The sequence below is a fragment of the Qipengyuania pacifica genome, from assembly GCF_019711555.1.
In the GTDB taxonomy this organism is placed as follows: Bacteria; Pseudomonadota; Alphaproteobacteria; order Sphingomonadales; family Sphingomonadaceae; genus Qipengyuania; species Qipengyuania pacifica.
In genome coordinates this window covers 539347-560942 of the sequence record NZ_JAIGNQ010000003.1, presented here as the reverse complement: position 1 = coordinate 560942, position 21596 = coordinate 539347, and the positions used below count along the sequence as shown (strand labels likewise).

Annotated in this window: 24 protein-coding genes; 10 read left to right on the top strand and 14 right to left on the bottom strand. The window is 58.9% G+C overall.

Annotation, left to right across the window (positions count from 1 at the left end):
* The first annotated feature begins 15 nt into the window (after positions 1 to 15).
* Together K3177_RS12420 and queA are read left to right on the top strand one after the other, a co-directional pair.
* Entirely contained in the window at positions 16 to 765 is a 750-nt protein-coding gene (locus tag K3177_RS12420; RefSeq protein WP_221598540.1) for a peptidylprolyl isomerase, read from the top strand.
* Between the two features lie 37 nt (positions 766 to 802).
* Positions 803 to 1831 carry a tRNA preQ1(34) S-adenosylmethionine ribosyltransferase-isomerase QueA gene (queA, locus tag K3177_RS12415; protein WP_221598491.1) on the top strand — a complete coding sequence of 343 codons (1029 nt, stop codon included), beginning with the start codon at positions 803 to 805 and terminating at the stop codon, positions 1829 to 1831.
* On the opposite strand, the gene K3177_RS12410 is transcribed toward queA, so the two are convergent.
* Positions 1801 to 2397, bottom strand: coding sequence for a TetR/AcrR family transcriptional regulator (locus K3177_RS12410; protein ID WP_221598490.1), 597 nt, complete (start codon positions 2395 to 2397; stop codon positions 1801 to 1803). The genes queA and K3177_RS12410 overlap by 31 nt on opposite strands.
* Positions 2398 to 2442: 45 nt before the next feature.
* Here K3177_RS12410 and K3177_RS12405 point away from each other — a divergent pair, with 45 nt between their 5' ends.
* From K3177_RS12405 to K3177_RS12380, 6 genes are all read left to right on the top strand, one after another.
* The gene (locus K3177_RS12405; protein WP_221598489.1) at positions 2443 to 3873 is read left to right on the top strand and encodes an 8'-apo-carotenoid 13,14-cleaving dioxygenase; all 1431 of its coding nucleotides are present in this window, start codon (positions 2443 to 2445) and stop codon (positions 3871 to 3873) included.
* A 6-nt stretch (positions 3874 to 3879) separates the two neighbouring features.
* Positions 3880 to 4821 carry an ABC transporter ATP-binding protein gene (locus tag K3177_RS12400; RefSeq protein WP_221598488.1) on the top strand — a complete coding sequence of 314 codons (942 nt, stop codon included), beginning with the start codon at positions 3880 to 3882 and terminating at the stop codon, positions 4819 to 4821.
* Complete coding sequence (locus K3177_RS12395) at positions 4818 to 5582, top strand: ABC transporter permease (RefSeq protein ID WP_221598487.1); 765 nt, start codon at positions 4818 to 4820, stop codon at positions 5580 to 5582. The genes K3177_RS12400 and K3177_RS12395 overlap by 4 nt, the downstream gene beginning before the upstream one ends.
* A 155-nt stretch (positions 5583 to 5737) precedes the next feature.
* Complete coding sequence (locus K3177_RS12390; RefSeq protein WP_247714438.1) at positions 5738 to 6598, top strand: DUF481 domain-containing protein; 861 nt, start codon at positions 5738 to 5740, stop codon at positions 6596 to 6598.
* Between the two features lie 9 nt (positions 6599 to 6607).
* Positions 6608 to 7732, top strand: a complete 1125-nt coding sequence (gene tgt, locus K3177_RS12385; RefSeq protein WP_221598485.1) for a tRNA guanosine(34) transglycosylase Tgt — start codon at positions 6608 to 6610, stop codon at positions 7730 to 7732.
* A gap of 25 nt (positions 7733 to 7757) precedes the next feature.
* Complete coding sequence (locus K3177_RS12380) at positions 7758 to 8519, top strand: M50 family metallopeptidase (RefSeq protein ID WP_221598484.1); 762 nt, start codon at positions 7758 to 7760, stop codon at positions 8517 to 8519.
* Between the two features lie 4 nt (positions 8520 to 8523).
* On the opposite strand, the gene K3177_RS12375 is transcribed toward K3177_RS12380, so the two are convergent.
* Together K3177_RS12375 and rpsD are read right to left on the bottom strand one after the other, a co-directional pair.
* Entirely contained in the window at positions 8524 to 8694 is a 171-nt protein-coding gene (locus tag K3177_RS12375) for a hypothetical protein (RefSeq protein WP_173829991.1), read from the bottom strand.
* 120 nt (positions 8695 to 8814) lie between these two features.
* Complete coding sequence (gene rpsD, locus K3177_RS12370) at positions 8815 to 9429, bottom strand: 30S ribosomal protein S4 (protein ID WP_103023398.1); 615 nt, start codon at positions 9427 to 9429, stop codon at positions 8815 to 8817.
* 206 nt (positions 9430 to 9635) lie between these two features.
* Between rpsD and K3177_RS12365 the strand changes: the two genes are divergently transcribed.
* Positions 9636 to 9947: a chorismate mutase gene (locus K3177_RS12365; protein WP_221598483.1), complete on the top strand. Its 312-nt coding sequence runs from the start codon at positions 9636 to 9638 to the stop codon at positions 9945 to 9947.
* Here K3177_RS12365 and K3177_RS12360 read toward each other — a convergent pair.
* The 11 genes from K3177_RS12360 to K3177_RS12310 all read right to left on the bottom strand — a co-directional run bounded on the left by K3177_RS12360 (position 9937) and on the right by K3177_RS12310 (position 20264).
* On the bottom strand, positions 9937 to 10665 hold the full coding sequence (locus K3177_RS12360; protein ID WP_221598482.1) for an RNA methyltransferase: 729 nt from the start codon (positions 10663 to 10665) through the stop codon (positions 9937 to 9939). The genes K3177_RS12365 and K3177_RS12360 overlap by 11 nt on opposite strands.
* On the bottom strand, positions 10652 to 11122 hold the full coding sequence (gene nrdR / locus K3177_RS12355; RefSeq protein ID WP_103023401.1) for a transcriptional regulator NrdR: 471 nt from the start codon (positions 11120 to 11122) through the stop codon (positions 10652 to 10654). Before nrdR ends, K3177_RS12360 begins: the two co-directional genes overlap by 14 nt.
* Positions 11123 to 11347 (bottom strand): hypothetical protein, encoded by a 225-nt coding sequence (locus K3177_RS12350; RefSeq protein ID WP_196848094.1) that lies wholly within the window; start codon positions 11345 to 11347, stop codon positions 11123 to 11125.
* A gap of 11 nt (positions 11348 to 11358) precedes the next feature.
* Entirely contained in the window at positions 11359 to 12636 is a 1278-nt protein-coding gene (gene glyA / locus K3177_RS12345) for a serine hydroxymethyltransferase (protein WP_221598539.1), read from the bottom strand.
* Between the two features lie 37 nt (positions 12637 to 12673).
* Positions 12674 to 13111, bottom strand: a complete 438-nt coding sequence (gene rpiB / locus K3177_RS12340; RefSeq protein WP_221598481.1) for a ribose 5-phosphate isomerase B — start codon at positions 13109 to 13111, stop codon at positions 12674 to 12676.
* Between the two features lie 100 nt (positions 13112 to 13211).
* Positions 13212 to 13577: a response regulator gene (locus K3177_RS12335; RefSeq protein ID WP_221598480.1), complete on the bottom strand. Its 366-nt coding sequence runs from the start codon at positions 13575 to 13577 to the stop codon at positions 13212 to 13214.
* Positions 13574 to 14989, bottom strand: a complete 1416-nt coding sequence (locus K3177_RS12330; RefSeq protein WP_221598479.1) for a sensor histidine kinase — start codon at positions 14987 to 14989, stop codon at positions 13574 to 13576. The genes K3177_RS12335 and K3177_RS12330 overlap by 4 nt, the downstream gene beginning before the upstream one ends.
* A 166-nt stretch (positions 14990 to 15155) precedes the next feature.
* Positions 15156 to 17177 carry an RNA polymerase sigma factor RpoD gene (gene rpoD / locus K3177_RS12325; RefSeq protein ID WP_196846222.1) on the bottom strand — a complete coding sequence of 674 codons (2022 nt, stop codon included), beginning with the start codon at positions 17175 to 17177 and terminating at the stop codon, positions 15156 to 15158.
* A 52-nt stretch (positions 17178 to 17229) separates the two neighbouring features.
* Positions 17230 to 19086, bottom strand: coding sequence for a DNA primase (dnaG, locus tag K3177_RS12320; RefSeq protein ID WP_221598478.1), 1857 nt, complete (start codon positions 19084 to 19086; stop codon positions 17230 to 17232).
* A gap of 36 nt (positions 19087 to 19122) precedes the next feature.
* A complete protein-coding gene (locus K3177_RS12315; protein WP_221598477.1) occupies positions 19123 to 19815 on the bottom strand; it encodes a hypothetical protein in 693 nt (230 codons plus the stop codon).
* A complete protein-coding gene (locus K3177_RS12310) occupies positions 19812 to 20264 on the bottom strand; it encodes a GatB/YqeY domain-containing protein (RefSeq protein WP_103023409.1) in 453 nt (150 codons plus the stop codon). Before K3177_RS12310 ends, K3177_RS12315 begins: the two co-directional genes overlap by 4 nt.
* A 149-nt stretch (positions 20265 to 20413) precedes the next feature.
* Between K3177_RS12310 and carA the strand changes: the two genes are divergently transcribed.
* The gene (carA, locus tag K3177_RS12305; protein ID WP_221598476.1) at positions 20414 to 21592 is read left to right on the top strand and encodes a glutamine-hydrolyzing carbamoyl-phosphate synthase small subunit; all 1179 of its coding nucleotides are present in this window, start codon (positions 20414 to 20416) and stop codon (positions 21590 to 21592) included.
* Positions 21593 to 21596: the final 4 nt, after the last annotated feature.

Genomic DNA, 21596 nt, shown 5'->3' with positions numbered 1-21596 from the left:
TGCTACGGAATGACGATGCTCAAGACTTCGCTAGCCATTGCTGCCGCGCTGACAATCGGTGCCGCGCCTCTAGCCGCACAGGTGGCGGAAGATTCTGCTCCGACCGAAAGTGAAGCGACTGCCCCTGCGGCTACGACTCCTGACGGTGATGCAGCGGACACTGCGGCTTCGACCGAAGCTGAGGATACGCGGACATTCTCGCCGGTCAACTTCAACGTCAATGAAGATCTCGAGAACATTCTTCTGCTGGATCTGTCGAACGGCCAGCGGGTTGCCATCCGCCTCAAGCCTGACTGGGCGCCCCACCACGTGGAGCGTATCAAGACCCTCACCCGGCAGGGCTTCTACGACGGGGTGATCTTCCACCGGGTCATCGATGGGTTCATGGCACAGACGGGCGATCCGACCGGTACGGGTACCGGTGGTTCGCAGCTTCCCGACATCGCCGAGGAATTCAACCGCATGCCGCATGTGCGCGGTACGGTTTCGATGGCTCGCGCGGCGAGTGAAGACAGTGCGAACAGTCAGTTCTTCATCGTCTTTTATCCGCGCCTGAACCTCGACAACAATTACACCAATTTCGGGCGGGTCATTTCCAACATGGCTGCGGTGGATGCGATCCAGCGCGGCGAACCGCCTGCCAATCCCACCCGCGTGCTTCAGGCGTCGATCGCAGCCGACAACAAGCCGGTCCCGGCGATGCCGGCGCCGCAGGTGCAGCAGGATATTTCGATCGACGATCTCAACGCGCCGATCGGCAACTGACTTTTCATTGCGCTGACCCCGCACTAGGGGCGGCGCAATGAAAGTTGATCTCTTCGATTTCGAACTGCCGGTAGAACGCATCGCGCTTCGCCCGGCGCGGCCGCGTGATGCTGCGCGCATGCTGATCGTGCGCGAAAGCGGCCCGTTCGAAGATCGCGGCGTGCGGGACCTGCCTCAGATACTGCGGGCTGGCGATGTTCTCGTTTTCAACGATACGCGCGTCATTCCCGCACAACTCGAAGGTCGGCGTGGCGAGGCTAAAATCGGCGCCACGCTGCACAAGCGCATCGACCTTCGTCGCTGGCAGGCCTTCGTCCGGAATGCCAAGCGGCTCAGGCCGGGCGATGTTGCCGAATTTGGCGGCGGCGTTACAGCCGTGGCTGAAGAGCGTCTGGCCGACGGAAGCTTCGTGCTGTTCTTCGAAGGGGAAGAGCCGGTCGAGGTCCTGCTCGAACGCGCCGGGCGGATGCCCCTGCCTCCCTATATCGCAGGAAAGCGCGACACGGACGATCAGGATCGCCTGGATTACCAGACCATGTTCGCGGCAGAGGACGGCGCGGTAGCTGCCCCGACTGCGGCGCTTCATTTCACGCCGGAACTGATTGCCGCTCTGGATGCAGCCGGCATCGGGCGCGAAACGCTGACTCTTCATGTCGGGGCAGGCACGTTCCTGCCGGTCAAGGCCGATGATACCGCCGACCACGCCATGCATTCCGAATGGGGCAGGGTGGAACGTGACGTTGCAGACCGCCTGAATGCCGCGCGAATGGCGGGCGGACGATTGATCGCGGTCGGGACCACCAGCTTGCGGCTATTGGAAAGCGCAACCGGGGACGATGGCATGATCGGCGAATTTTTGGGCGATACCGACATCTTCATCACCCCCGGTTACCAGTTCCGGGCAGTCGATGGATTGATGACCAACTTCCACCTTCCAAAATCGACCCTCGTCATGCTCGTCAGTGCGCTGATGGGACGCGAACGGATGCTGTCGGCCTATCGGTACGCGATCGAAAACGAATATCGGTTCTACAGCTACGGCGATTCCTCGCTCTTGCTGCCCTGATCGGGGAACAGGCTTTTCGTATCGAGCATCCGGTCGATAAGCGCGTCGTCGACGGGAATTCTGCCGTCCAGCATGAGCATGGCGATACCGTGGGCGATTGACCACGCCTGTAAGGCGAGCGTCTCGGCCCGCTCGGAGTTGCTGGCGAGCGCCCGCGTATTGGCGATCAGCAAGGCACGCGCCTCGTCCACCGGTTCGTCCTTGTCGACCGGTTTGCCCTGGGTGAACATCAGCCTGAAAAGCACGGGGTGGGCGAGGGCGAAGCGTACATAGGCTCGGCCCGTTTCGGCAAAACCGGCAGCACCTCCGCCGGCCTTTTGGGCGGCGGCGGCCTGTTCGCTACCAAGCATTTTCAACCCTTCCCGTGCGAGCGCTTGGTCCAGGGCCTGCTTGTCGGGAAAATGCCGGTAGACGGCCGTCGGCGAAACCCCAACTTTGCGAGACAATTCGCGCAGCGAAGGTGCCTTTCCGTTGGGACCTTCGAGGGCCCGCAGACCTTCGAGAACAAGCGCCTCGCGCAGATTGCCGTGATGATAGGCTTCACTCGAAGTTGACACTGTTACCATAGACCCTATGTTTACACCGTTCACTTTAACAAATGTGAGTCGGTCATGGCAAGCGTCATAGAAAAAACAATCCGTAAAGCTGTAACTCCCGCCATTCAGGCACTGGCGAGTGTCAATCGGAACAGGTTACCAGATGCCCGGACCAACCCGTTCCTGAACGGCGTTCACACCCCGCTGCGTGAAGAATTTACGCTGGAAAATCTGCACGTCACGGGCAGCATTCCTACAGAACTGGACGGTCGTTACGTTCGGATCGGCCCGAATCCGTATGGCAAGGGAGATAAGGGGCATCACTGGTTCCTGGGCGATGGTATGGTTCACGGGGTGCACCTGAAGAACGGCGACGCCATATGGTATCGCAATCGCTTTATCCGATCGCGCGATCTCGAAGGGAAGGGCGGGCCCAGGGCAGTCGATGGGCCGCGCCGCGGCTTCGGGGATACGGTGAACACCAATGTTCTGGCAATCGGCGACAAGATAATGGCGCTTGTCGAAGCCAGCAGTTTCCCCGTCCAGCTCGATGACGATCTCGAAAGCGTCGCTTACTCGGATTTCGGTGGGGGTTTGACGGGATCATTCACCGCGCATCCGCATGAATGCCCGGCAACCGGCGAATTCCACGCAATCTGCTACGATGGCATGTCGGCCGATATCATCCGCCACGTCGTTCTGGCGCGGAATGGAACGGTCTTGCGCGAAACGGAGATTGCCGTCCGCCATGGCCCGTCGATCCACGACTGCGCGCTGACGGAAAATTTCGTGGTCGTGCTGGATCTGCCGGTCACCTTCTCGATGCCTGCGCTCATTTCAGGGCACAGGTTTCCCTACCGCTGGAACCGCGCTCACAAGGCCCGTGTCGGTCTCCTGCCGCGCGGCGGCGCGGGCGATCAGATCGTGTGGCACGAAGTTGAGCCTTGCTACGCTTTTCACGTCGGCAACAGCTTCGAAGACGATAGGGGGCAGATTGTCATCGACCTTTGCGCGTATGAAACCATCTTCGATGGGGACATGCCGGGACCGTACGGCAAGCCTCTCGGTCTCGAACGCTGGACAGTCGATGGCAAGGGTGGGCAGGTACAGCGCGATGTCCTGGACTCGTCGCCGCAGGAATTTCCCCGCCCGGACGAGCGTTTCTTCACCACCGACTATCGCTACCTCTGGAGCATGGGGCTGCCGGATGATGGCGACCTCGAGTTCGTCGCGCCCATGCCGCTTTATCGCCACGACCTCGTCACCGGGGAGCGTATCCTGCACGACTTCGGCGATGGCCGCATACCGGGGGAATTCGTGTTCGTACCGCGCGATGCTGGCGCGCCCGAAGGCGACGGTTGGGTCATGGGCTATGTGATTGATCGCAATCGCGGGACGAGCGCGCTGGAGATTCTCGATGCCCACAGCCTCGAGACCGTTGCGTCCGTACACATCCCGCATCTTATCCCGCCGGGCTTCCACGGGAATTGGATCGCAGCTAACTAGGGATCTGTGGATCCGATTCTCGAACTCAATGGCCTGTCCAAGGTCTACCGCGGCGGGCTGAAGGCGCTCGACAATGTCGATCTCAGCGTACGGAAGGGCGAGATATTCGCGCTGCTCGGGCCCAACGGCGCGGGCAAGACCACGCTTATCGGTGCGGTCTGCGGCCTCGTTCGCCCCAGTTCTGGTACAATCCACGCCTTCGGCCACGATCTGGCAACCGACTGGCGCAAGGCGCGCAGCCGCATAGGGCTGGTCCCGCAGGAACTGAGCACGGACATGTTCGAACCGGTCGAACATGCCGTCAGCTATTCACGCGGCCTGTTCGGTCTCGCACCCGACAGGCAGCGGATCGAAGAGATCTTGCGCAGCCTCAGCCTCTGGGAAAAGCGCGGCGAGCGGATCATGGCCCTGTCGGGCGGAATGAAGCGCCGCGTGCTCATCGCCAAGGCTCTCGCGCACGAACCCGACCTCCTCTTCCTCGACGAACCCACTGCCGGCGTCGACGTGGAACTGCGCAAGGGCATGTGGGCGATCATAGATAAGATGCGCGCGCGCGGCGTCACCATCATCCTGACCACGCATTACATCGAAGAGGCCGAGATGATGGCCGACCGCGTCGGTGTCATCAATCGCGGCAAGCTGCTCATGGTTGACGAGAAAGACGCCATGATGGCCCGTCTCGGCCGAACCGAGGCACATATTACGCTTGCACAACCCCTCGCCACACTGCCTCCGGAAATAGGCCGGTTCCCGGTCGAATTGGAAGCGAGCGGAACGGTGCTCCGCTACCGCGGGGGCGATGGGACAGGAAAGGGTAAGGCCGAAGTCGCCGAATTGACCAAGGCGCTCATCGGCGCGGGGCTCGATTACGTCGGCATCGACACCCGTGAGAGCAGCCTCGAGGATATCTTCGTATCCCTGCTTGGCGACGGCGAGGTACCGCAATGATTTCCTGGCGCTCAACCTGGTCGATATACACCCGGGAGCTTATTCGCTTCCTTCGCACGGCATTCCAGTCGGTGCTGGCACCCGTTCTCACGACCTCGCTCTATTTCATCGTGTTCGGAGCGGCGATCGGCGGGCGCATGCCCGATCTGGATGGGGTGCAATATGGTGCGTTCATCATCCCGGGGCTGCTGATGCTCACCCTGCTGGGAGAGACCACCAGCAATTCGAGCTTCGGCATTTATATGCCTCGCTTTACCGGAACGATCTACGAATTGCTCAGCGCTCCTGTCGGGGTGACCGAAACGCTGATCGGGTTCGTAGGGGCGGCGATGACGAAAAGCCTTATCCTCGCGACGATCATATTGGTTACTGCTCGACTGTTCGTCGATTATTCGATCGCTTACCCGGTCTTGGCGGTATTCTACATCATGCTGGTCGCAGCCGCCTTCAGTCTCTTCGGATTCATCCTCGGCATCTGGGCCGATAACTTCGAAAAGCTCGGCATAATCCCGATGCTGTTCCTTACCCCGCTCACGTTTCTGGGAGGCACGTTCTATTCGATCGATATGCTGCCGAAGCCGTGGGATACCATCGCTCTAGCCAATCCGATCGTTTATCTTGTCAGTGGATTGCGCTGGACATTCTATGGGACGAGCGACGTCAATATCTGGGTCAGCTTCGGTATCACCTTGGGCTTTCTCGCCCTGTGCGTGTCGGTGATTGCCTACATTTTCAAGACAGGTTGGCGGCTACGCGCCTGAATACGAACGCGCTTTGTCGATCCAGGGTGGCGAGCGCCGGAGAGCCACGCTAGGCTTCTGGCATGTTTGTGAGAACCGCCCTATTTACGTTTGCGGCTAGCACAGCCGCATTTGCATCACCGGCACATGCCGAGCTCCCCGAAGCTGCCCGTCAGATGATCGACACAGCGCTGGCTAGTGGCGATAACGCCAAAATCGCGACCGTACTGGACTTAGCCCGCACGACATGGCCCGACGATGGGGAGGAAATCGCCGCGATCGAAGGCGCGTGGGCGAAAACTAAAGCCGAAAAAGCCGCTTTGGCCGCGAAGGAGAAGGAAGAGGCTATTCGGACTGCTGGCCTGCTCGACCGGTGGACAGGGCAAGGTGAACTGGGCGGATTCCATTCCACAGGGAATAGCGACACGACCGGCATTACCGCTGCGCTTCATCTCAAGCGGCAGGGAATCGACTGGTCGCATCACTTGAGAGCGCGTTTCGATTATCAACGCCAGAATGGTGTCACCAGTCGTGAGAAATATTTCGCGTCCTATGAACCTCGGTGGGAATTCGACGAGGGCATCTTCGCTTATGGACTGGCGCAGTATGATCGCGATGCCTTTCAAGGTATCGACGGCCGGTATGCTGTTTCCGGGGGACTGGGATATCAGGTGATCGACGGCAACAGTCTCAGCCTGTCGTTGAAGGCAGGACCGGCTTACCGGGTTACGGATTACACCGATGGTCGCGTCGAAAACCGCGTGGCCGGCCTCGCAGGCCTCGATTTCGACTGGCGGATTCTCGATCGGGTGACCCTGACGCAGGATGCAAATGCGGTCGCCGAGACCGGCGGCCAAGCAGTCGTCATCGTGGACAGTTCGAATACTACGCTCAATCTGGTCACCGGCCTCGATTTCAAGGCTACCGAAAAACTTCGGGCGAGGATGAGCTATGCGATTGATTATGACAGCAACCCTGCAGTAGGCGCTGTTTCGACCGACACGGTAACCCGTGCATCGATCGTTTACGACTTCTGAGATTTGACATTGACCAATCGTTTTACGTTTACCGTTGAGGCGGTCGATGGTGCTGCGCGGACGGGTGCGATTTCCATGTATCGCGGCCAAATCCGTACGCCGGCTTTCATGCCGGTCGGCACCGCGGCAACCGTAAAGGCCATGAAGCCTGAAACGGTGCGCAAGACGGGCGCGGACATAATCCTTGGCAACACTTACCACCTGATGCTGCGCCCCGGAGCGGAGCGCGTGGCAAAGCTCGGCGGTCTTCACAAATTCATGAACTGGGACCGGCCGATCCTTACCGACAGCGGCGGTTATCAGGTTATGAGCCTGTCGGACCTGCGGAAGCTGACTGAGAAGGGTGTGGAATTCCGCAGCCACATCGACGGGTCGAAGCATATGCTGACACCGGAACGCAGCATGGAAATCCAGCGGCTTCTGGGCAGCGACATCGTGATGGCTTTTGACGAATGCCCCCGTGCCGACCGTCCGCGCGACGAAATTGCCGCGAGCATGGAAATGAGCATGCGTTGGGCGCAGCGGAGTCGAGAGGGTTTCAACGCAGGCGGCGAACATGCAGAACGGTCTGCCTTGTTCGGTATTCAGCAAGGCGCGCTCGACGAAGATCTGCGCAAGATCAGTGCCGATAAGCTGGCCGATATCGGGTTCGATGGATATGCGATCGGCGGTCTGGCCGTCGGCGAGGGGCAGGAGGCCATGTTCGCCACACTGGACTTTGCCCCCGCGCAGCTTCCACAGGATCGCCCTCGTTATCTCATGGGCGTGGGCAAGCCGGACGACCTGGTGGGTGCGGTTGAACGCGGTGTCGATATGTTCGACTGCGTGTTGCCAAGCCGTTCCGGACGAAATGGACAAGCGTTTACTTGGAACGGCCCGATGAACCTTCGCAATGCGCGGTTCGCGGAAGATACCGATCCTTTGGATAATCGCTGCACTTGCGACACATGTAACACCTACTCGCGCGCCTATCTCCACCACCTCGTGAAATCACAGGAAATTCTCGGTGCAATGCTGATGACCGAGCATAATATCGCTTTCTACCAGCAGTTGATGCAGGCAATGCGCGATGCCATTGGGGAAGGGAGATTTGCTACCTTCGCCAAGGATTTCCGCCGGGATTACTTGCGCTGAAGCGGGACTGGCCTAATTTGTAAAAATGGCCAAGCCTCCTCAAACCCGCCCTACCTCTGCTCAATGGGGGCTTCCGTATGCGGATGGCGCGAGTGGTTCCGCCGTTAAACGCGAGCAGACGTATATCATCGCCTTTGCGGTCTTGACGATCGTTGCGTGGCAAACGGCTGTCGGTACGTTGGCGCTCATGCCGTTTACGCTGCTATCTACCTGGTGGCACGAGATGGCGCATGGTCTCATGGCGGCTGCACTTGGAGCTGAATTCGAGCGATTGGTCATCTTTGCGAACGGGTCGGGATTTGCAGAAAGCTCTGGCGACCTTGGGCGTATCGGCCAGGCCATCGTTGCTGCCTCCGGATTGCTCGGCCCCACCATCGCAGGCTGCGTCTTGATCATTGCTTCGCGTTCACCCCGTGCAACCAAGGTGATGTTGTTCGGCCTCGCGATTGCGTTGATCGCGAGCACCCTGATTTGGGTCCGATCTATTGCCGGCTGGATCGTGCTGCCGGTCTTTGCAGCAGGTGCATTCTTGATAGCATCCAGAGCGACGAGGAAATGGCAGAGGATCGCTATCGAGTTCCTTGGCGTGCAAGGAGCTGTCAGCGTTTACCAGGACATCGATTATCTGTTCAGTCCAGGCGCCGCGGTACATGGACAAGTTGCCCTATCCGATACGGGACGCATCGCGGAAGCGTTGTTCCTTCCCTACTGGTTCTGGGGCGGGGCTATCACCATCGCAATTGCGGCAATGGTCTGGAAGTCCTTGCAGATTGCAGGCCGGACGTAGCGGGCTACACCCGCTCTTTTTCGCGCATTTCCAGTATCGTCCCGCGATACGGGACGAACGTGCCGGCACTGTCCAGAAAGCCCGCACCAATAACATTCGCACGCGCCTGCGCATCGTTGAGGCTATCGTACCATTTGCCGCGACGATTGGGCGTGATGAAGCGGTATTGAGTCATAGTAAAAACTGAACCGCCAATCACCTTCCGCGTTCCTGCCAAGGCTTTGAAAATGCGGTGAATTGATACAAAAAAGGCGGCCTTGAGGCCGCCCTTTCCGTATATTGATGAACCAAAGGATCAGCGCGAGTAGAACTCGACGACCAGGTTCGGTTCCATGGTCACCGGATAGGGGACTTCATCAAGCTTCGGTACGCGAGTGAAAGTCACCTTGTCGTTACCGTCTGGCGCGACATAATCGGGAATTTCACGCTCGGGCAGGCTCTGTGCTTCGATGACCAAAGCCATTTCCTTGGCTTTGCTGCCGAGGCTGACCACGTCGCCTACCTTCACACGCGCCGAAGCGATGTTGGTCTTCACACCGTTGAGGTAGATGTGGCCGTGGCTAACGATCTGGCGGGCGGCGAAGATGGTCGGTGCGAACTTGGCGCGGTAAACGACCATGTCGAGGCGCTGTTCGAGCAGGCCGATCAAGTTCTGACCGGTGTCGCCCTTCATGGCCGACGCTTCCTTGTAGGTGCGCTTGAACTGCTTTTCCGTTACGTCGCCGTAGTAGCCCTTGAGCTTCTGCTTGGCGCGAAGCTGCAGACCGAAGTCGCTCATCTTGCTCTTGCGGCGCTGGCCATGCTGGCCGGGGCCGTACGAACGCTTGTTGACCGGGGAATTCGGACGACCCCAGATGTTTTCACCCATCCGGCGGTCGAGTTTGTACTTGGCGCTTGTGCGCTTCGTCATAAATAGTTCCTTCAATTTGCTGGACCGCCCCAGTGGCGGCCATTTAACCCGGCATCACACCGTCAACCTCGAGGTCGACGCGGCTTCCGCTTCACCGGGGTGCAGAGCCAATTTGTGAAGGCGCGCTCGTAGCAAAATTGTGTAGCGCGTCAAGCAGCAAGATAGGCGCTCGACAAGTCGGTTCAAGCGCGGCACTGCGCAGCACCATGAAGGACGATTTCAAACTGCCGGAAGATTGCACCGACATGCGCGAGGTGCGAATTGGAGTGGACACGACTGACCGCGAACTGATGGAACTGCTCGATCGCCGGTTCGGTTACATGCGAGCTGCTGCACGGATCAAGACGGATCGCAATGTCGTTCGCGACGAAGGGCGTAAGGCCGAGGTGATCGAGAACGCCCGCGCTGATGCAGAGAACCGTGCCCTTCCGGCTGATGAGCTCGCGCGGATATGGGACGATCTGGTCGAAACCTCCATTGCCTACGAAATGGAGGAATGGGACAGGATCAGGGCTTAGGTTCGCGCTGAAGCGACGACAGTACACCTCGCAAGGTGCGGATTTCGAGGTGGTTCCAGGCAGGCTTCGTCAACACGCCGCGTAATGTGCGCCGGGTAGCTTCGGCGCGGGCTTCCGGACGAAAATAGCCTTTTGGCTCCAACATGCTTTCCAAATGTGCGATCAGGCCATCAAGCTCTTCCTGTGGGGCAGGGGGCAACAGTTCTTCCTGGGTCGGCTGTACCAGGGTTTCATGCTTGGACCATTCGTAGGCACACAGGATCACCGCCTGCGCGAGATTGAGCGACCCGAACTCCGGATTGATCGGCACCGTCAAGATAGCACGCGCGAGCGCTACATCCTCGGTTTCCAGCCCGGACCGCTCCGGTCCGAACAGGATTGCGCTGCGGCCTTGCGCGACGGCAATCTTCTGACTGGCTTCCTCGGGTGTGACGACAGGTTTCGTAACGCCCCGTTTGCGGACGGTGGTGGCGTAGACATGGGCGCAGTCCGCCACCGCATCGGCAGTCGATCCAAAAACCTTTGCGCCTTCCAGCACGATGTCCGCGCCCGACGCAGACGGACCAGCCGACGGGTTTGGCCAGCCATCGCGCGGCTCGACCAAGCGCATTTCCGTGAGGCCGAAATTGAGCATGGCACGCGCGGCCTTGCCGATATTCTCACCGAGTTGCGGGCGCACGAGGACGATGATCGGTTTTCTGGCGTCAGCCCCGTTCATTGGCTGCCGCTTCCTGCACGGTACTTGCGAATTCTTCAAAATCCCGGGCTTCGCTGAAATCGCGATAGACCGAGGCGAACCGGATGTATGCGACGCTGTCCAGTCCGCGCAGTCCATCCATAACCATCTCGCCGATACGTTTGGATGGGATTTCTGGTTCGCCTGCAGTTTCGACCTGCCGCTGGATACCGCTGACGAGCTGGTCGATCCGCTCTTGCGGAACATCGCGCTTGCGGCAGGCCAGCGAAATGGATTGTTCTAGCTTGCTGCGGTCGAAGGGCTGGCGACGGTCGCCGCTTTTGACCACCGTCACTTCGCGTAATTGCACGCGTTCAAAAGTGGTAAACCGCGCGCCGCAGCTGGAGCACTGGCGACGCCGCCGGATCGAGGTCGAATCCTCGGTCGGACGACTGTCCTTTACTTGGCTGTCGTCATGCGCACAAAATGGGCAACGCATTTACGGTCGGAGGCGTTTGTAGAGCATGAAGCCCGCGCCCGCGACCAGACCGAGGGGCCAGGTCACCACCGGCAAGATGCCGGCCGCGATCGCGCCGACTGCCGCGCCGGTCAGCACGGGCTTGGTCGACGGATGGTTCAGCCCCTGCTTCGCCATTCCCTTGATCTCTGCGCTGGCATCCGAAACAAGATCGTGGTCTTGATGCTGCGGTTCTTTGTTATCCATCATTCGTCTCCTTAGCGGCCGGGGTAGACGGGGAAGTCAGCACAGAGTTCGGCAACCTTGCCACGCACCTGCTCTTCAACCTGCCCGTCGCCTTCCGGACCATTGCGCGAGAGCCCTTCGACTACCTGACAGATAAGAGCCCCAATCTGGCGGAACTCGTCGGGGCCAAATCCGCGCGTGGTGCCCGCAGGAGTGCCGAGGCGGATGCCGCTCGTAACAAAAGGGCTGCGCGTATCGTATGGAATGCCGTTCTTGTTGCAGGTCAACCATGCTCGATCTAGGCCGGTTTCTGCAGATTTGCCGGTCACGTCCATGGCCGTTAGGTCAACGAGCATGGAGTGATTGTCCGTACCCCCAGAAACGACGCGCAGGCCGTTGGCCTCGATCCCTTCGGCCAGGGCGCGGGCGTTCTCCACAACGCGCTTGGCATAGTCTTTGAAATCCGGACGCAGAGCTTCGCCGAATGCGACGGCCTTCGCCGCAACCACATGCATCAGCGGCCCACCCTGCATCCCGGGGAAGACCGCCATGTTGAATGGCTTTGTCAGGTCTTCGTCGTCCCAAAGGATCACCCCGGAGCGCGGACCACGCAAGCTCTTGTGGGTTGTTGTCGTGACGACATGGGCATGGGGGAAGGGGGATGGATGCGCGCCGCCAGCGACCAGTCCGGAAATGTGGCTCATATCTACCATGAGATAGGCGCCGACCTCGTCGGCTACCTTGCGAAAAGCCTTCCAGTCCCAAACGCGGGAATAGGCCGTTCCGCCTGCAATAATGAGCTTCGGCTTGTTGGCTTTGGCAATCGCCATAACCTCATCCATGTCGATCAGTTCATCGTTCTTCCGAACACCGTAGCTGACAGGATTGAACCACTTGCCGCTCATGTTGACAGGAGAACCATGGGTCAGGTGGCCGCCCGAATTGAGGTCGAGCCCCATGAACGTATCGCCAGGCTGGAGCAGTGCTAGAAATACCGCCTGGTTCATCTGGCTGCCTGAATTGGGCTGAACATTGGCGAAACCACAGCCGAACAGCTTTTTGGCGCGCTCGATGGCGAGTGTTTCGATTACATCGGCATAATCGCAGCCGCCGTAATAGCGCTTGCCGGGATAGCCTTCCGCATATTTGTTCGTGAATACTGATCCGGTTGCTTCTAGAACGGCGCTCGAAGCGATGTTTTCGGACGCAATAAGCTCGATCTTGTCCTGCTGACGCGCCAGTTCATTGCGGATTGCAGCATGAATTTCTGGATCTGCCTCGGCAAGGGTATCGTGCCAGAAACGATCCATAGGGTCGCGGTCGGTATTGGCGGGCTTGGTAGCCAAATCAGATCTCCGGTTTGGAAAGCTTGTCGACGCGGCGCTGGTGGCGGCCGCCGGCGAATTCGGTTTCGAGAAATGCAGTAAGGCAAGCTTTTGCCATGTCGCTTCCGATCAGGCGTGCGCCCATCGCAATACAGTTTGCGTCATTGTGTTCGCGTGAAAGTGCAGCCGAGAGCGGTTCCGAGACCAGCGCACAGCGAACCGATGGATTGCGATTGACGCTCATGGAAATACCAATGCCGGAGCCGCAGAGCGCCACGCCGCGTTCCGCGGTGCCGTCAGCGAGTACATTAGCAAGCTTGTAGCCGAAATCGGGGTAATCGACGCTATCGCCGGTGTCTGGCCCGAGATCCGCCACCTCGTGGCCCTGTTCGATCAACCATTCGCGCAATTCTGTCTTTAGGTCGATTGCGGCGTGGTCGGAGGCAATGGCTATACGCATAGGGGAGCACATAGGCATTGCCTTCGATTCGCGCGACCCCCTTGATCCCATTCTCGATCAAGCGGACGCGTAGGGATGACTTTGGCATGCAATCGGAAACTTATCGGTCGCTGGCACTTTCCAGGCTTTCGATTGCCGCTCTTATTTGGACGATCGAATATGGTTTTGTGATCGTCACGGAATTCGCAAGCTCCTTTGGGTGCTCTGCATCTCCGTATCCCGTTGCAAATGCGAAAGGGGTGCCGTCAGCTTTAAGCTCGTAAGCCAGCGGATAACTCTTTGAGCCATGCAGGTTTACATCCAAGATTGCATAATCGAACGTTTCGTTCGCTCGGCCCTCGCGCGCCTGCTCGATCGAACTGAAAACCGAAACCGTGGCACCTTCCTCGATCAGCATGTCTTCCAGAGCGAATGCGATGATCGGCTCGTCTTCGAGCACCAGAATATGTTTCCCGTTCAAGCTCATACTTTGCCCTCAATCCGGCAATAGAGGCCGCTGGCTCGATATTCCAAGGTCGTGCGACTGTCCGGGCTTCCAAGACCTCGCTTGACCAGTCGTGATCCAAAACCGCCGGTTTGAGGCTCCACTACGACCGGTCCGTCATGTTCGCTCCATTCGAAAATGAGCAAGGTGCCTTCTGTTTCAGCAGGTTGCATCCGCCAAGTGATCTCGACGAAGCCGGCTGGCTCGCTCAACGCACCGTATTTCAAGGCGTTCGTGCATAGTTCGTGCACTACCATCGAAAGCGTAACCGCAGTTTGAGGGGCCAGAACAACTTTCGGTCCTGTGAGCGAGTATCGCGACGAATCTGAGCCTGCGGTGGCTGCCAGCGATCCTGTGACGATCGATTCCAGATCGGCAGCTTCCCAACTTCGCTCGGTCAGAAGATTATGTGCGCTCGCCAAAGCTGCGAGACGATTGGAGAATGCGTCTATTCCGGTCGAACCCGGCTCCGAACGAAAGGACTGTTTTGCGAGTCCTTGGACGACCGCAAGGGTGTTCTTGACCCTGTGGTTGAGCTCATTGATCAAAATTCGCTGGTGTTCTTCAAAGGCCACTTCTTCTGTTACATCATGGCCTTGAACCAGAATGCCTTCGAAGTCGTCTCCACCGTGGATCGGTTGGTAGATAAACTCGAGAAACCGGGCCTCAAGTTCTCCGTCCTTGCCCGAATTCAGGAGGATCCTTTCTTTCTTGCCGAAGTATGGTTCGTTCTTGTCGAGCACGTCGTCGAGCAACTGGATGAACCCCTGATCGACAACTTCCGGCAGCGCTTCCGGCACCGTTCTGCCAACCAGCTTGCGCTGACCGACAAGCTGACGATACGCAGCATTCGCCATTACAAAGCGATGATCTCGTCCACTCAGCACCGCTACGAACCCTGGTGCTTGTTCGAGCAGGGAACGGAATCGATCCAGTTCCTTGCTGGCCCCTCGATAACGTTCCTCCACCGCTTCGGCGCGCCGGGCGACGCTGGCAGCGTCGCGCTCCGAGCCCGATTGCTCCAACCCTGTGATGCGAACCGTATGCTGGAGAATATATTCGACATCGCCATTCTCATCGAGAAAAGGCGTGTGAGTGGCGCTCCATATATGGGTGTCAAAGCCGCCTTGGGCGTTTGGAATATTATACGGGATTCGAGCGATTTCGTCAGCTTCGCCGGTCTCGAGGACTCGATCGAAAGACGATTTCAACTGGCGATAACTTTCACCTTCGCTCGGGAAGGCTTCGAAAATTCCGCGCTGCTTGATCTCGTCCCATCGGCTTTCCGTGGCGCTCAGATAGGCTGCATTTGCCCACTGAATGACCAGAGATGCATCGAGAATAACGTAGGGGTTGGGAGAGCGCGCAAGCACACTCTCGAAAACTAAGTTCATGCGTGCCCCGGAATAGCAGCTTTTCTGACTGGATCGGGAACCGGGATTTGGCTCACCTATCCAACTGAGTAAGGAAAAGCTTGGAAAGAAAGTCCGTTCCGGGGGACAGGCAGCGGATTTCGCCGTGTGACATTTCGGTCACCCCGCTGCCTGACGCGGATATGTATTACTGGTCGAGGAAAGAGCGCATCTTTCTGCTCCGGCTGGGATGTTTGAGCTTGCGGAGTGCCTTGGCTTCAATCTGACGAATACGTTCACGCGTGACCGAGAATTGCTGGCCCACTTCCTCGAGCGTGTGATCCGTATTCATACCGATCCCGAAGCGCATGCGCAGGACGCGCTCTTCACGCGGCGTAAGGCTGGCAAGAACGCGGGTGACCGTTTCCTTGAGGTTGGCCTGGATCGCCGCGTCGACCGGAATAATCGCGTTTTTGTCCTCGATGAAATCGCCGAGATGCGAATCTTCCTCGTCACCGATCGGTGTCTCGAGACTGATTGGCTCTTTCGCGATCTTCATGACCTTGCGCACCTTTTCAAGCGGCATGGAAAGCTTCTCGGCCATCTCTTCGGGGGTCGGCTCGCGTCCTTGATCGTGCAGGAACTGACGGCTGCAGCGGACTAGCTTGTTGATCGTCTCGATCATGTGGACCGGGATACGGATGGTCCGCGCCTGATCGGCAATCGAGCGCGTGATTGCCTGGCGAATCCACCAGGTTGCGTAGGTGCTGAACTTGTATCCGCGGCGGTATTCGAACTTGTCGACCGCCTTCATCAGACCGATGTTGCCTTCCTGGATAAGGTCGAGGAATTGCAGACCGCGATTGGTGTATTTCTTGGCAATGGAGATCACGAGGCGAAGATTTGCCTCAACCATTTCCTTCTTGGCGATACGCGCCTCGCGCTCGCCTTTCTGGACCATGTTAACGATCCGGCGGAATTCCTCGAGTGCCATGCCAGTCTGGCCGGCAATGTCGGAAATCTCGGCGCGAATCCGCTCGACCGCATCGGCTTCCTTCTCGGCGAAGGCTGCCCATTTCTTGTCCTTCTTAGCGCGATCGGTGAGCCAGTTATCGTCCAGTTCATTGCCGATGTAGGCATCGAGAAAATCGATACGCTTCACTTTGTGGCGTTCGGCAAGGCGAAGCATCTGCCCACCCAATGCGGTCAGGCGGCGATTGAAGGCGTAAAGATTATCGACCAGAAATTCGATCTTGGTCGCGTGGAACTGAACGCTCTCGACTTCAGCCGTAAGCTGCTCGGAAAGCGCCTCGTATTTCTTTTCCTTGGCAGGCGTGAACGCCTCGCCGCGGGCCATCACATCGACGCGTTCCTTCTGGAGCTTCTCGAACTTTCCGAACAGATCGGTGATCCGAGCAAAGCGCTCGATGGCGTCCGGCTTGAGCGCGGCTTCCATCTGAGCAAGAGACATGGTGTTGTCCTCTTCCTCGTCATCGTCGCTCTTGGACGAACCTTCTTCGCCATCTTCGTCGTCGGAATTGGAATCGTCGTCCTCATCCTCGTCATCATCACGGATGGTCGGACCGGCGGTCTCTTCGGAGATTTCACCGTCATCGTCATCGTCTTCGGCGTCGTCGTTCAGCTTGTCGGCCGGGGGTTCCTTCGACAGCATGGCATCGAGATCGAGAATCTCGCGTAGCTGCATTTCCTCGGCATTCAGGGCTTCCGACCATTGGATGATTGCGTGGAAGGTGATCGGAGACTGGCACAAGCCCATGATCATCATGTCGCGTCCGGCTTCGATCCGCTTGGCGATGGCGATTTCACCTTCGCGGCTGAGCAGTTCGACCGCACCCATTTCGCGCAAATACATGCGCACCGGATCGTCCGTGCGTTCTCCGGTTGCGGTCTTTTTGGCAGCAGGCTTGGCCGTAGCCTTGCTGTCCTTTTTGGTGTCGGTCGTGATTTCCTCGACCTCGTCCGCTTCTTCAGCGGCAGCCTCGGCATCTTCGTCGCTTTCGACGATCTGCACACCCATGTCTGACAGAGCGGACTGGATGTCTTCGATCTGATCGGAGCTCATCTCACCCTGCGGCAAAGCGTCGTTGAGCTCGTCATAAGTGACGTAGCCCTTCTTCTTCGCCTTCGCGATGAGCTTCTTCACCGATGCCTCATTGAGGTCGATCAGGGGAGCATCGCCATCGTCCTTGGTCTTCGACTTGGTGGCCATAAGGTAATTCAGTCCAGTCTTCTCTTGCCCGCGGGTCGCGTAACCGCGGGGATCATGAATCCGATTCGCCGTCTGCAGCTGCCTTCTTGCGACCGAAACGCTTCAACCGCTCGTTAAGGGCCAGTAATCGCTCACGCAATCGGGCCTGTTCGGCGATGGAGCCTTCCGGGTCACGTTCGAAACGCGCAGTGGCTGCGGAAAGCGCAGCCTCAAGCGCAGGTCTTTCGACCAGCAAAGACACGGCCTCGGCCAGATCCTCGCGCGCATCAACCGGGTCGGTGCCTTCATGAAGGAAGGCGAATGATGTTTTTTCCGGTGGGGCGGGAAGGCCTCGTTCCAGCGATATGGTCGATCGTGCGGACAAATCAAGCGTTTCGGCGGCTTCTACCAATGAATCGAGCGCGGGACCGACATTTTGATCACGTCTGGCCAGATCGGACAAGGCTTCCTCGTGTCGCAGTATCTGATCCGGGAACTTCACCAGGCCGGCAATCACCGCCCGGGTCAAGGCATCGCGGGCACCTCCGGTCATCGCTCGGGTAAGGCGATCGCGGGCATTCGCCGAAAGCGTTGGAGCGGGCTGTTTGAACTGCCCCTTCTTCCAGTCGCTGCGTGGACGAAATTCGCGCTGCGGGCGAGGGGGGAAGGCAAATGTAGAGAAGCGTTCGAGCAGTTCGCGCTTGTAGAGTGCACGAATGTCGGGGTGCTGGATGTTCTCAACGTGGTCAAGGAGGCGCGCCTTGAAGCCCGCCTTGTCTTCCGGTGAATTGAGCGGTGAAGCGGCTTTTTCGAAGTCCCAGAGGGTGTCGAGCAGACTGGAAGGCTGACCCAGAAGCTCCTCGAGCGCCGTGACGCCTTTCTCACGTATCAGATCGTCGGGATCCAAACCGGCAGGCATGCGAACGATGGACAGGGAGTGGGCGGGGCGAAGCATGGGAAGAGCCCGTGCCACTGCTCGCATGGCGGCGCGTTGTCCGGCATTATCCCCGTCAAAACACAGGATCGGCTGCTCCACCTGTCGCCAGAGCAGTTCGATCTGGTTCTCGGTCAGTGCGGTGCCCAGCGGGGCAACCGCCTCCTTAATTCCTGCATTGGCTAGTGCGATCGCATCCATATAACCCTCGACTACGATCAGGCGGCCGCTTTGGCGTGCCGCAGGCGCTGCGCGGTGAAGGTTGTAGAGCGTGCGCCCCTTGTCAAAGAGCGGCGTGTCGGGACTGTTCAGATATTTCGGAGCATTCGGATTGGCTTCGCTGTCGAGAATGCGTCCCCCGAAGGCAATCACTCGTCCTCGCGTATCGTGAATCGGCAGCATCAAACGACCGCGAAACCGGTCGTAAGGTTCCTTGCCCTCGACGGTGATCCGCATTCCGGCCTCTATGAGCATAGGCTCGTCGAACCGGGCGAGAGCACGCTTTAGGGCCTGCCGATCTTCCGGAGCGTAACCGAAACCGAACTCCCGGATGATGGCATCTGTAAATCCTCGGCGTCCAAGATAGCTGCGCGCCTGCATCCCGTCGCTACCGCGCAACTTGTCTTCAAACCATTCTTGAGCGGCGCCGGTCACATCGTGGAGGCTGGCGCGCTTCTCCGCTTGCTGGGCTGCTCGGGGGTCGGGGGCGGGGACTTCCATCCCCGCTTCGGCCGCCAGCTCTTTCACTGCGTCCATGAAGGGCATGCCCCTCTGATCGGTCATCCAGCGAATGGCATCGCCATGCGCCTCGCAGCCGAAGCAGTGGTAGAAACCCTTCTCGTCATTGACGTAGAAGCTGGGCGTTTTCTCGTTGTGGAATGGGCAGCACGCCTTGAACTCACGCCCAGCCTTGGTCAGCCGAAGGGTACGACCGATCATTGCGGACAGCGTGGTCCGCATGCGCAATTCGTCAAGCCATTGGGGAGACAGGGCCATGAGGTCTCCGACCTTACCCGCGCCCTGCCCAGACCGCTAGCGCGGGCGGGCGCCCTCCACAGGCTTTTCTTCTGCCGGGAAGGGGCCGGTAGCAATGGCCTGATTGCCATCGACCTCAAGGAGATACGCTTCGGCGGGGCCTTGAGGTGGCGTAGTGGACTGCCACCAGAACGTCATTGTGCCGCCCGGTTTCCAACCTGAACCGCGCGATACTCGCCAGATCAGGCTGCCGCTATCGTTGGTAATCGAGATGGCGTCAGGATCGCCAAGCGTCGCTTCCGCTTCCGCAGTGGAATAACCGACCGATTGGTTGAACCCTGAAACTTTGCGGATCGTGCGGAACAAGGTCGGAGCGCTTTCCACCACCTCAGGACCGTCCGTTTCGGCCATCTGCGTCCCATCGTCTGCATCGGTAAGGGTCACGCTGTGCACGTATGTGTACACTGTCCCCTCAGGCATTTCGCCTGGTTTGCATTCAGCCGTATCGGCGGGGCACGCAACATAGCTGACGAGGCGACCGATCTCGCGATTACCTGCGCTAAGCACGGTGCGAACCTCAGGGCCTTGCGGGCCGACGATTTTCGCTCCGAGTGTCGACAGATCGAGATCGGCTCCGACGAGGGTGCGCGGTGCGGCAACGGTTGGTGTGGGGGTAGGCGCGGGCTCTGGTTCAGAAGACCCGCAGGCTGCCAGCATGCCAATCGATAGGAGGGCGAGGGCGTTCTTCATGAAAGTGCTTCCTTCACCAGACTGCTAGCCTTGCTCATATCCAGCGTTGCGCCGTGGCGGCTTTTGAGTTCTGCCATAACCCGGCCCATATCTTTCATGCCTTCGGCCGAAAGATCGGTTTTGATCTCGGCGATAGCAGCGCGGGTTTCTTCCTCGCTCATCTGCTTGGGGAGAAACTCTTCGATCACTGCGAGTTCGCTTTTCTCCTTGTCGGCGAGCTCCTGCCGTCCTCCGTCCTCATACATCTCGATCGATTCGCGACGCTGCTTGGCCATTTTCAGCAGGACGTCGGTGACGAGTTCGTCATCCTCGGGTTTCTTGTCGGCCGTACGCAATTCGATATCGCGATCCTTGATCTTTGCCCCGATCAGGCGGAGCGCAGCGGTGCGATCCTTGTCCTTTGCCTTCATGGCGGTGACGGTTTCGGCCTGGATATTTTCGCGCAGCATGGGAGTTCCCGGTGTTTGGAGGTGGTTTTGGCCACTCATTTAGAACAGTGCACCGATATGCCAAGTGTTCCGCTTGACGGGAATCGTCCCGGTCCCTAGCGGCTGGGACTTAGCACACATCGCTGGAAACCTTTTTACCCGGAGCGCCCATGGCCCTGTCCGCATCTTCGCACGCGCAACCCAAAGGCGCGACCGGAGTCCTCGTCCTTGGCGACGGCACCGTAATCTGGGGCAAGGGCTTCGGCGCCAGCGGTCGCGCAGTGGGCGAAGTCTGCTTCAACACCGCCATGACCGGGTATCAGGAAGTGATGACCGATCCTTCCTACGACAGCCAGATCGTGACCTTCACCTTCCCGCATATCGGCAATGTTGGCGCGAACGAGGAAGATCACGAGAGCCGTGGGCTGGGCGCGGTCGGGTTGGTGGTGCGGCAGGAAATCACGCCGCATTCGAGCTTCCGCGCGCAGAACGAGTTTGTGGAATGGTGCGTAACCCACGGAAAGATCGGGCTTTCCGGCGTCGATACGCGCGCTTTGACGCGGCGGATCCGGATGAGTGGGGCGCCGAATGCGGTAATCGCTCATAATCCGCACGGAGAATTCGACCTCAAGGCCTTGAAAAAGCAGGCGAAAGAGTGGGGTGGGCTGGAAGGGCTCGACCTTGTACCGGGTGTGACGCGGGAAGGGCAGGAAAACTGGACCGGCGGGCACTGGCAGCTTGGCTTCGGCTATGGCGAAAGCAATGCCGACAAGCCCCACGTGGTCGCGATCGATTACGGCGCGAAGGATAACATCTTCAGAAACCTCGTGAAAGCGGGCGCCAAAGTGACCGTCGTGCCTGCAAAGACCTCGTTCGACGAGATCATGGCACTGGAACCCGATGGCGTTTTTCTGTCGAACGGGCCGGGCGATCCGGCAGCCACCGGACAGTACGCAGTCCCGTCAATCATACGTATGATCGAGGCCGATATACCGTTGTTCGGTATCTGTTTGGGGCATCAAATGCTCGGCATTGCGGCTGGCGCGAAGACGGCCAAGATGTTCCAGGGCCATCGCGGCGCCAACCACCCCGTACAGCGGGTCGGGAGTGAATGGGGCGAGAGCGAAGGCCTCGTCGAGATCACCAGCATGAACCACGGTTTCGCCATCGACGGTGAAACCCTGCCGGACAATGTCGAGCAGACCCATGTCTCGCTGTTCGACGGGACCAATTGCGGGATCAGCATCAAGGGCAAGAAGGCCTTCGGTGTCCAATACCATCCCGAGGCCAGCCCCGGCCCACAGGACAGCTTCTATCTCTTCGAGAAGTTCGTGGGGATGCTGGGATGAGGCG

What these genes read in the sequence shown, in the direction of transcription:
- K3177_RS12420 (WP_221598540.1), top strand. Translation starts at nt 16, where the DNA reads ATGCTCAAGACTTCGCTAGCCATTGCTGCCGCGCTGACAATCGGTGCC.
- K3177_RS12310 (WP_103023409.1), bottom strand. Translation starts at nt 20,264, where the DNA reads ATGCTGCGCGAAAATATCCAGGCCGAAACCGTCACCGCCATGAAGGCA.
- rpiB (WP_221598481.1), bottom strand. Translation starts at nt 13,111, where the DNA reads ATGCGTATAGCCATTGCCTCCGACCACGCCGCAATCGACCTAAAGACA.
- glyA (WP_221598539.1), bottom strand. Translation starts at nt 12,636, where the DNA reads ATGGATCGTTTCTGGCACGATACCCTTGCCGAGGCAGATCCAGAAATT.
- K3177_RS12330 (WP_221598479.1), bottom strand. Translation starts at nt 14,989, where the DNA reads ATGAACTTAGTTTTCGAGAGTGTGCTTGCGCGCTCTCCCAACCCCTAC.
- K3177_RS12405 (WP_221598489.1), top strand. Translation starts at nt 2,443, where the DNA reads ATGGCAAGCGTCATAGAAAAAACAATCCGTAAAGCTGTAACTCCCGCC.
- K3177_RS12380 (WP_221598484.1), top strand. Translation starts at nt 7,758, where the DNA reads ATGGCCAAGCCTCCTCAAACCCGCCCTACCTCTGCTCAATGGGGGCTT.
- K3177_RS12395 (WP_221598487.1), top strand. Translation starts at nt 4,818, where the DNA reads ATGATTTCCTGGCGCTCAACCTGGTCGATATACACCCGGGAGCTTATT.
- K3177_RS12375 (WP_173829991.1), bottom strand. Translation starts at nt 8,694, where the DNA reads ATGACTCAATACCGCTTCATCACGCCCAATCGTCGCGGCAAATGGTAC.
- K3177_RS12350 (WP_196848094.1), bottom strand. Translation starts at nt 11,347, where the DNA reads ATGGATAACAAAGAACCGCAGCATCAAGACCACGATCTTGTTTCGGAT.
- K3177_RS12335 (WP_221598480.1), bottom strand. Translation starts at nt 13,577, where the DNA reads ATGAGCTTGAACGGGAAACATATTCTGGTGCTCGAAGACGAGCCGATC.
- dnaG (WP_221598478.1), bottom strand. Translation starts at nt 19,086, where the DNA reads ATGGCCCTGTCTCCCCAATGGCTTGACGAATTGCGCATGCGGACCACG.
- queA (WP_221598491.1), top strand. Translation starts at nt 803, where the DNA reads ATGAAAGTTGATCTCTTCGATTTCGAACTGCCGGTAGAACGCATCGCG.
- nrdR (WP_103023401.1), bottom strand. Translation starts at nt 11,122, where the DNA reads ATGCGTTGCCCATTTTGTGCGCATGACGACAGCCAAGTAAAGGACAGT.
- K3177_RS12410 (WP_221598490.1), bottom strand. Translation starts at nt 2,397, where the DNA reads ATGGTAACAGTGTCAACTTCGAGTGAAGCCTATCATCACGGCAATCTG.
- carA (WP_221598476.1), top strand. Translation starts at nt 20,414, where the DNA reads ATGGCCCTGTCCGCATCTTCGCACGCGCAACCCAAAGGCGCGACCGGA.
- K3177_RS12365 (WP_221598483.1), top strand. Translation starts at nt 9,636, where the DNA reads ATGAAGGACGATTTCAAACTGCCGGAAGATTGCACCGACATGCGCGAG.
- K3177_RS12315 (WP_221598477.1), bottom strand. Translation starts at nt 19,815, where the DNA reads ATGAAGAACGCCCTCGCCCTCCTATCGATTGGCATGCTGGCAGCCTGC.
- K3177_RS12390 (WP_247714438.1), top strand. Translation starts at nt 5,738, where the DNA reads ATGATCGACACAGCGCTGGCTAGTGGCGATAACGCCAAAATCGCGACC.
- K3177_RS12360 (WP_221598482.1), bottom strand. Translation starts at nt 10,665, where the DNA reads ATGAACGGGGCTGACGCCAGAAAACCGATCATCGTCCTCGTGCGCCCG.
- rpsD (WP_103023398.1), bottom strand. Translation starts at nt 9,429, where the DNA reads ATGACGAAGCGCACAAGCGCCAAGTACAAACTCGACCGCCGGATGGGT.
- rpoD (WP_196846222.1), bottom strand. Translation starts at nt 17,177, where the DNA reads ATGGCCACCAAGTCGAAGACCAAGGACGATGGCGATGCTCCCCTGATC.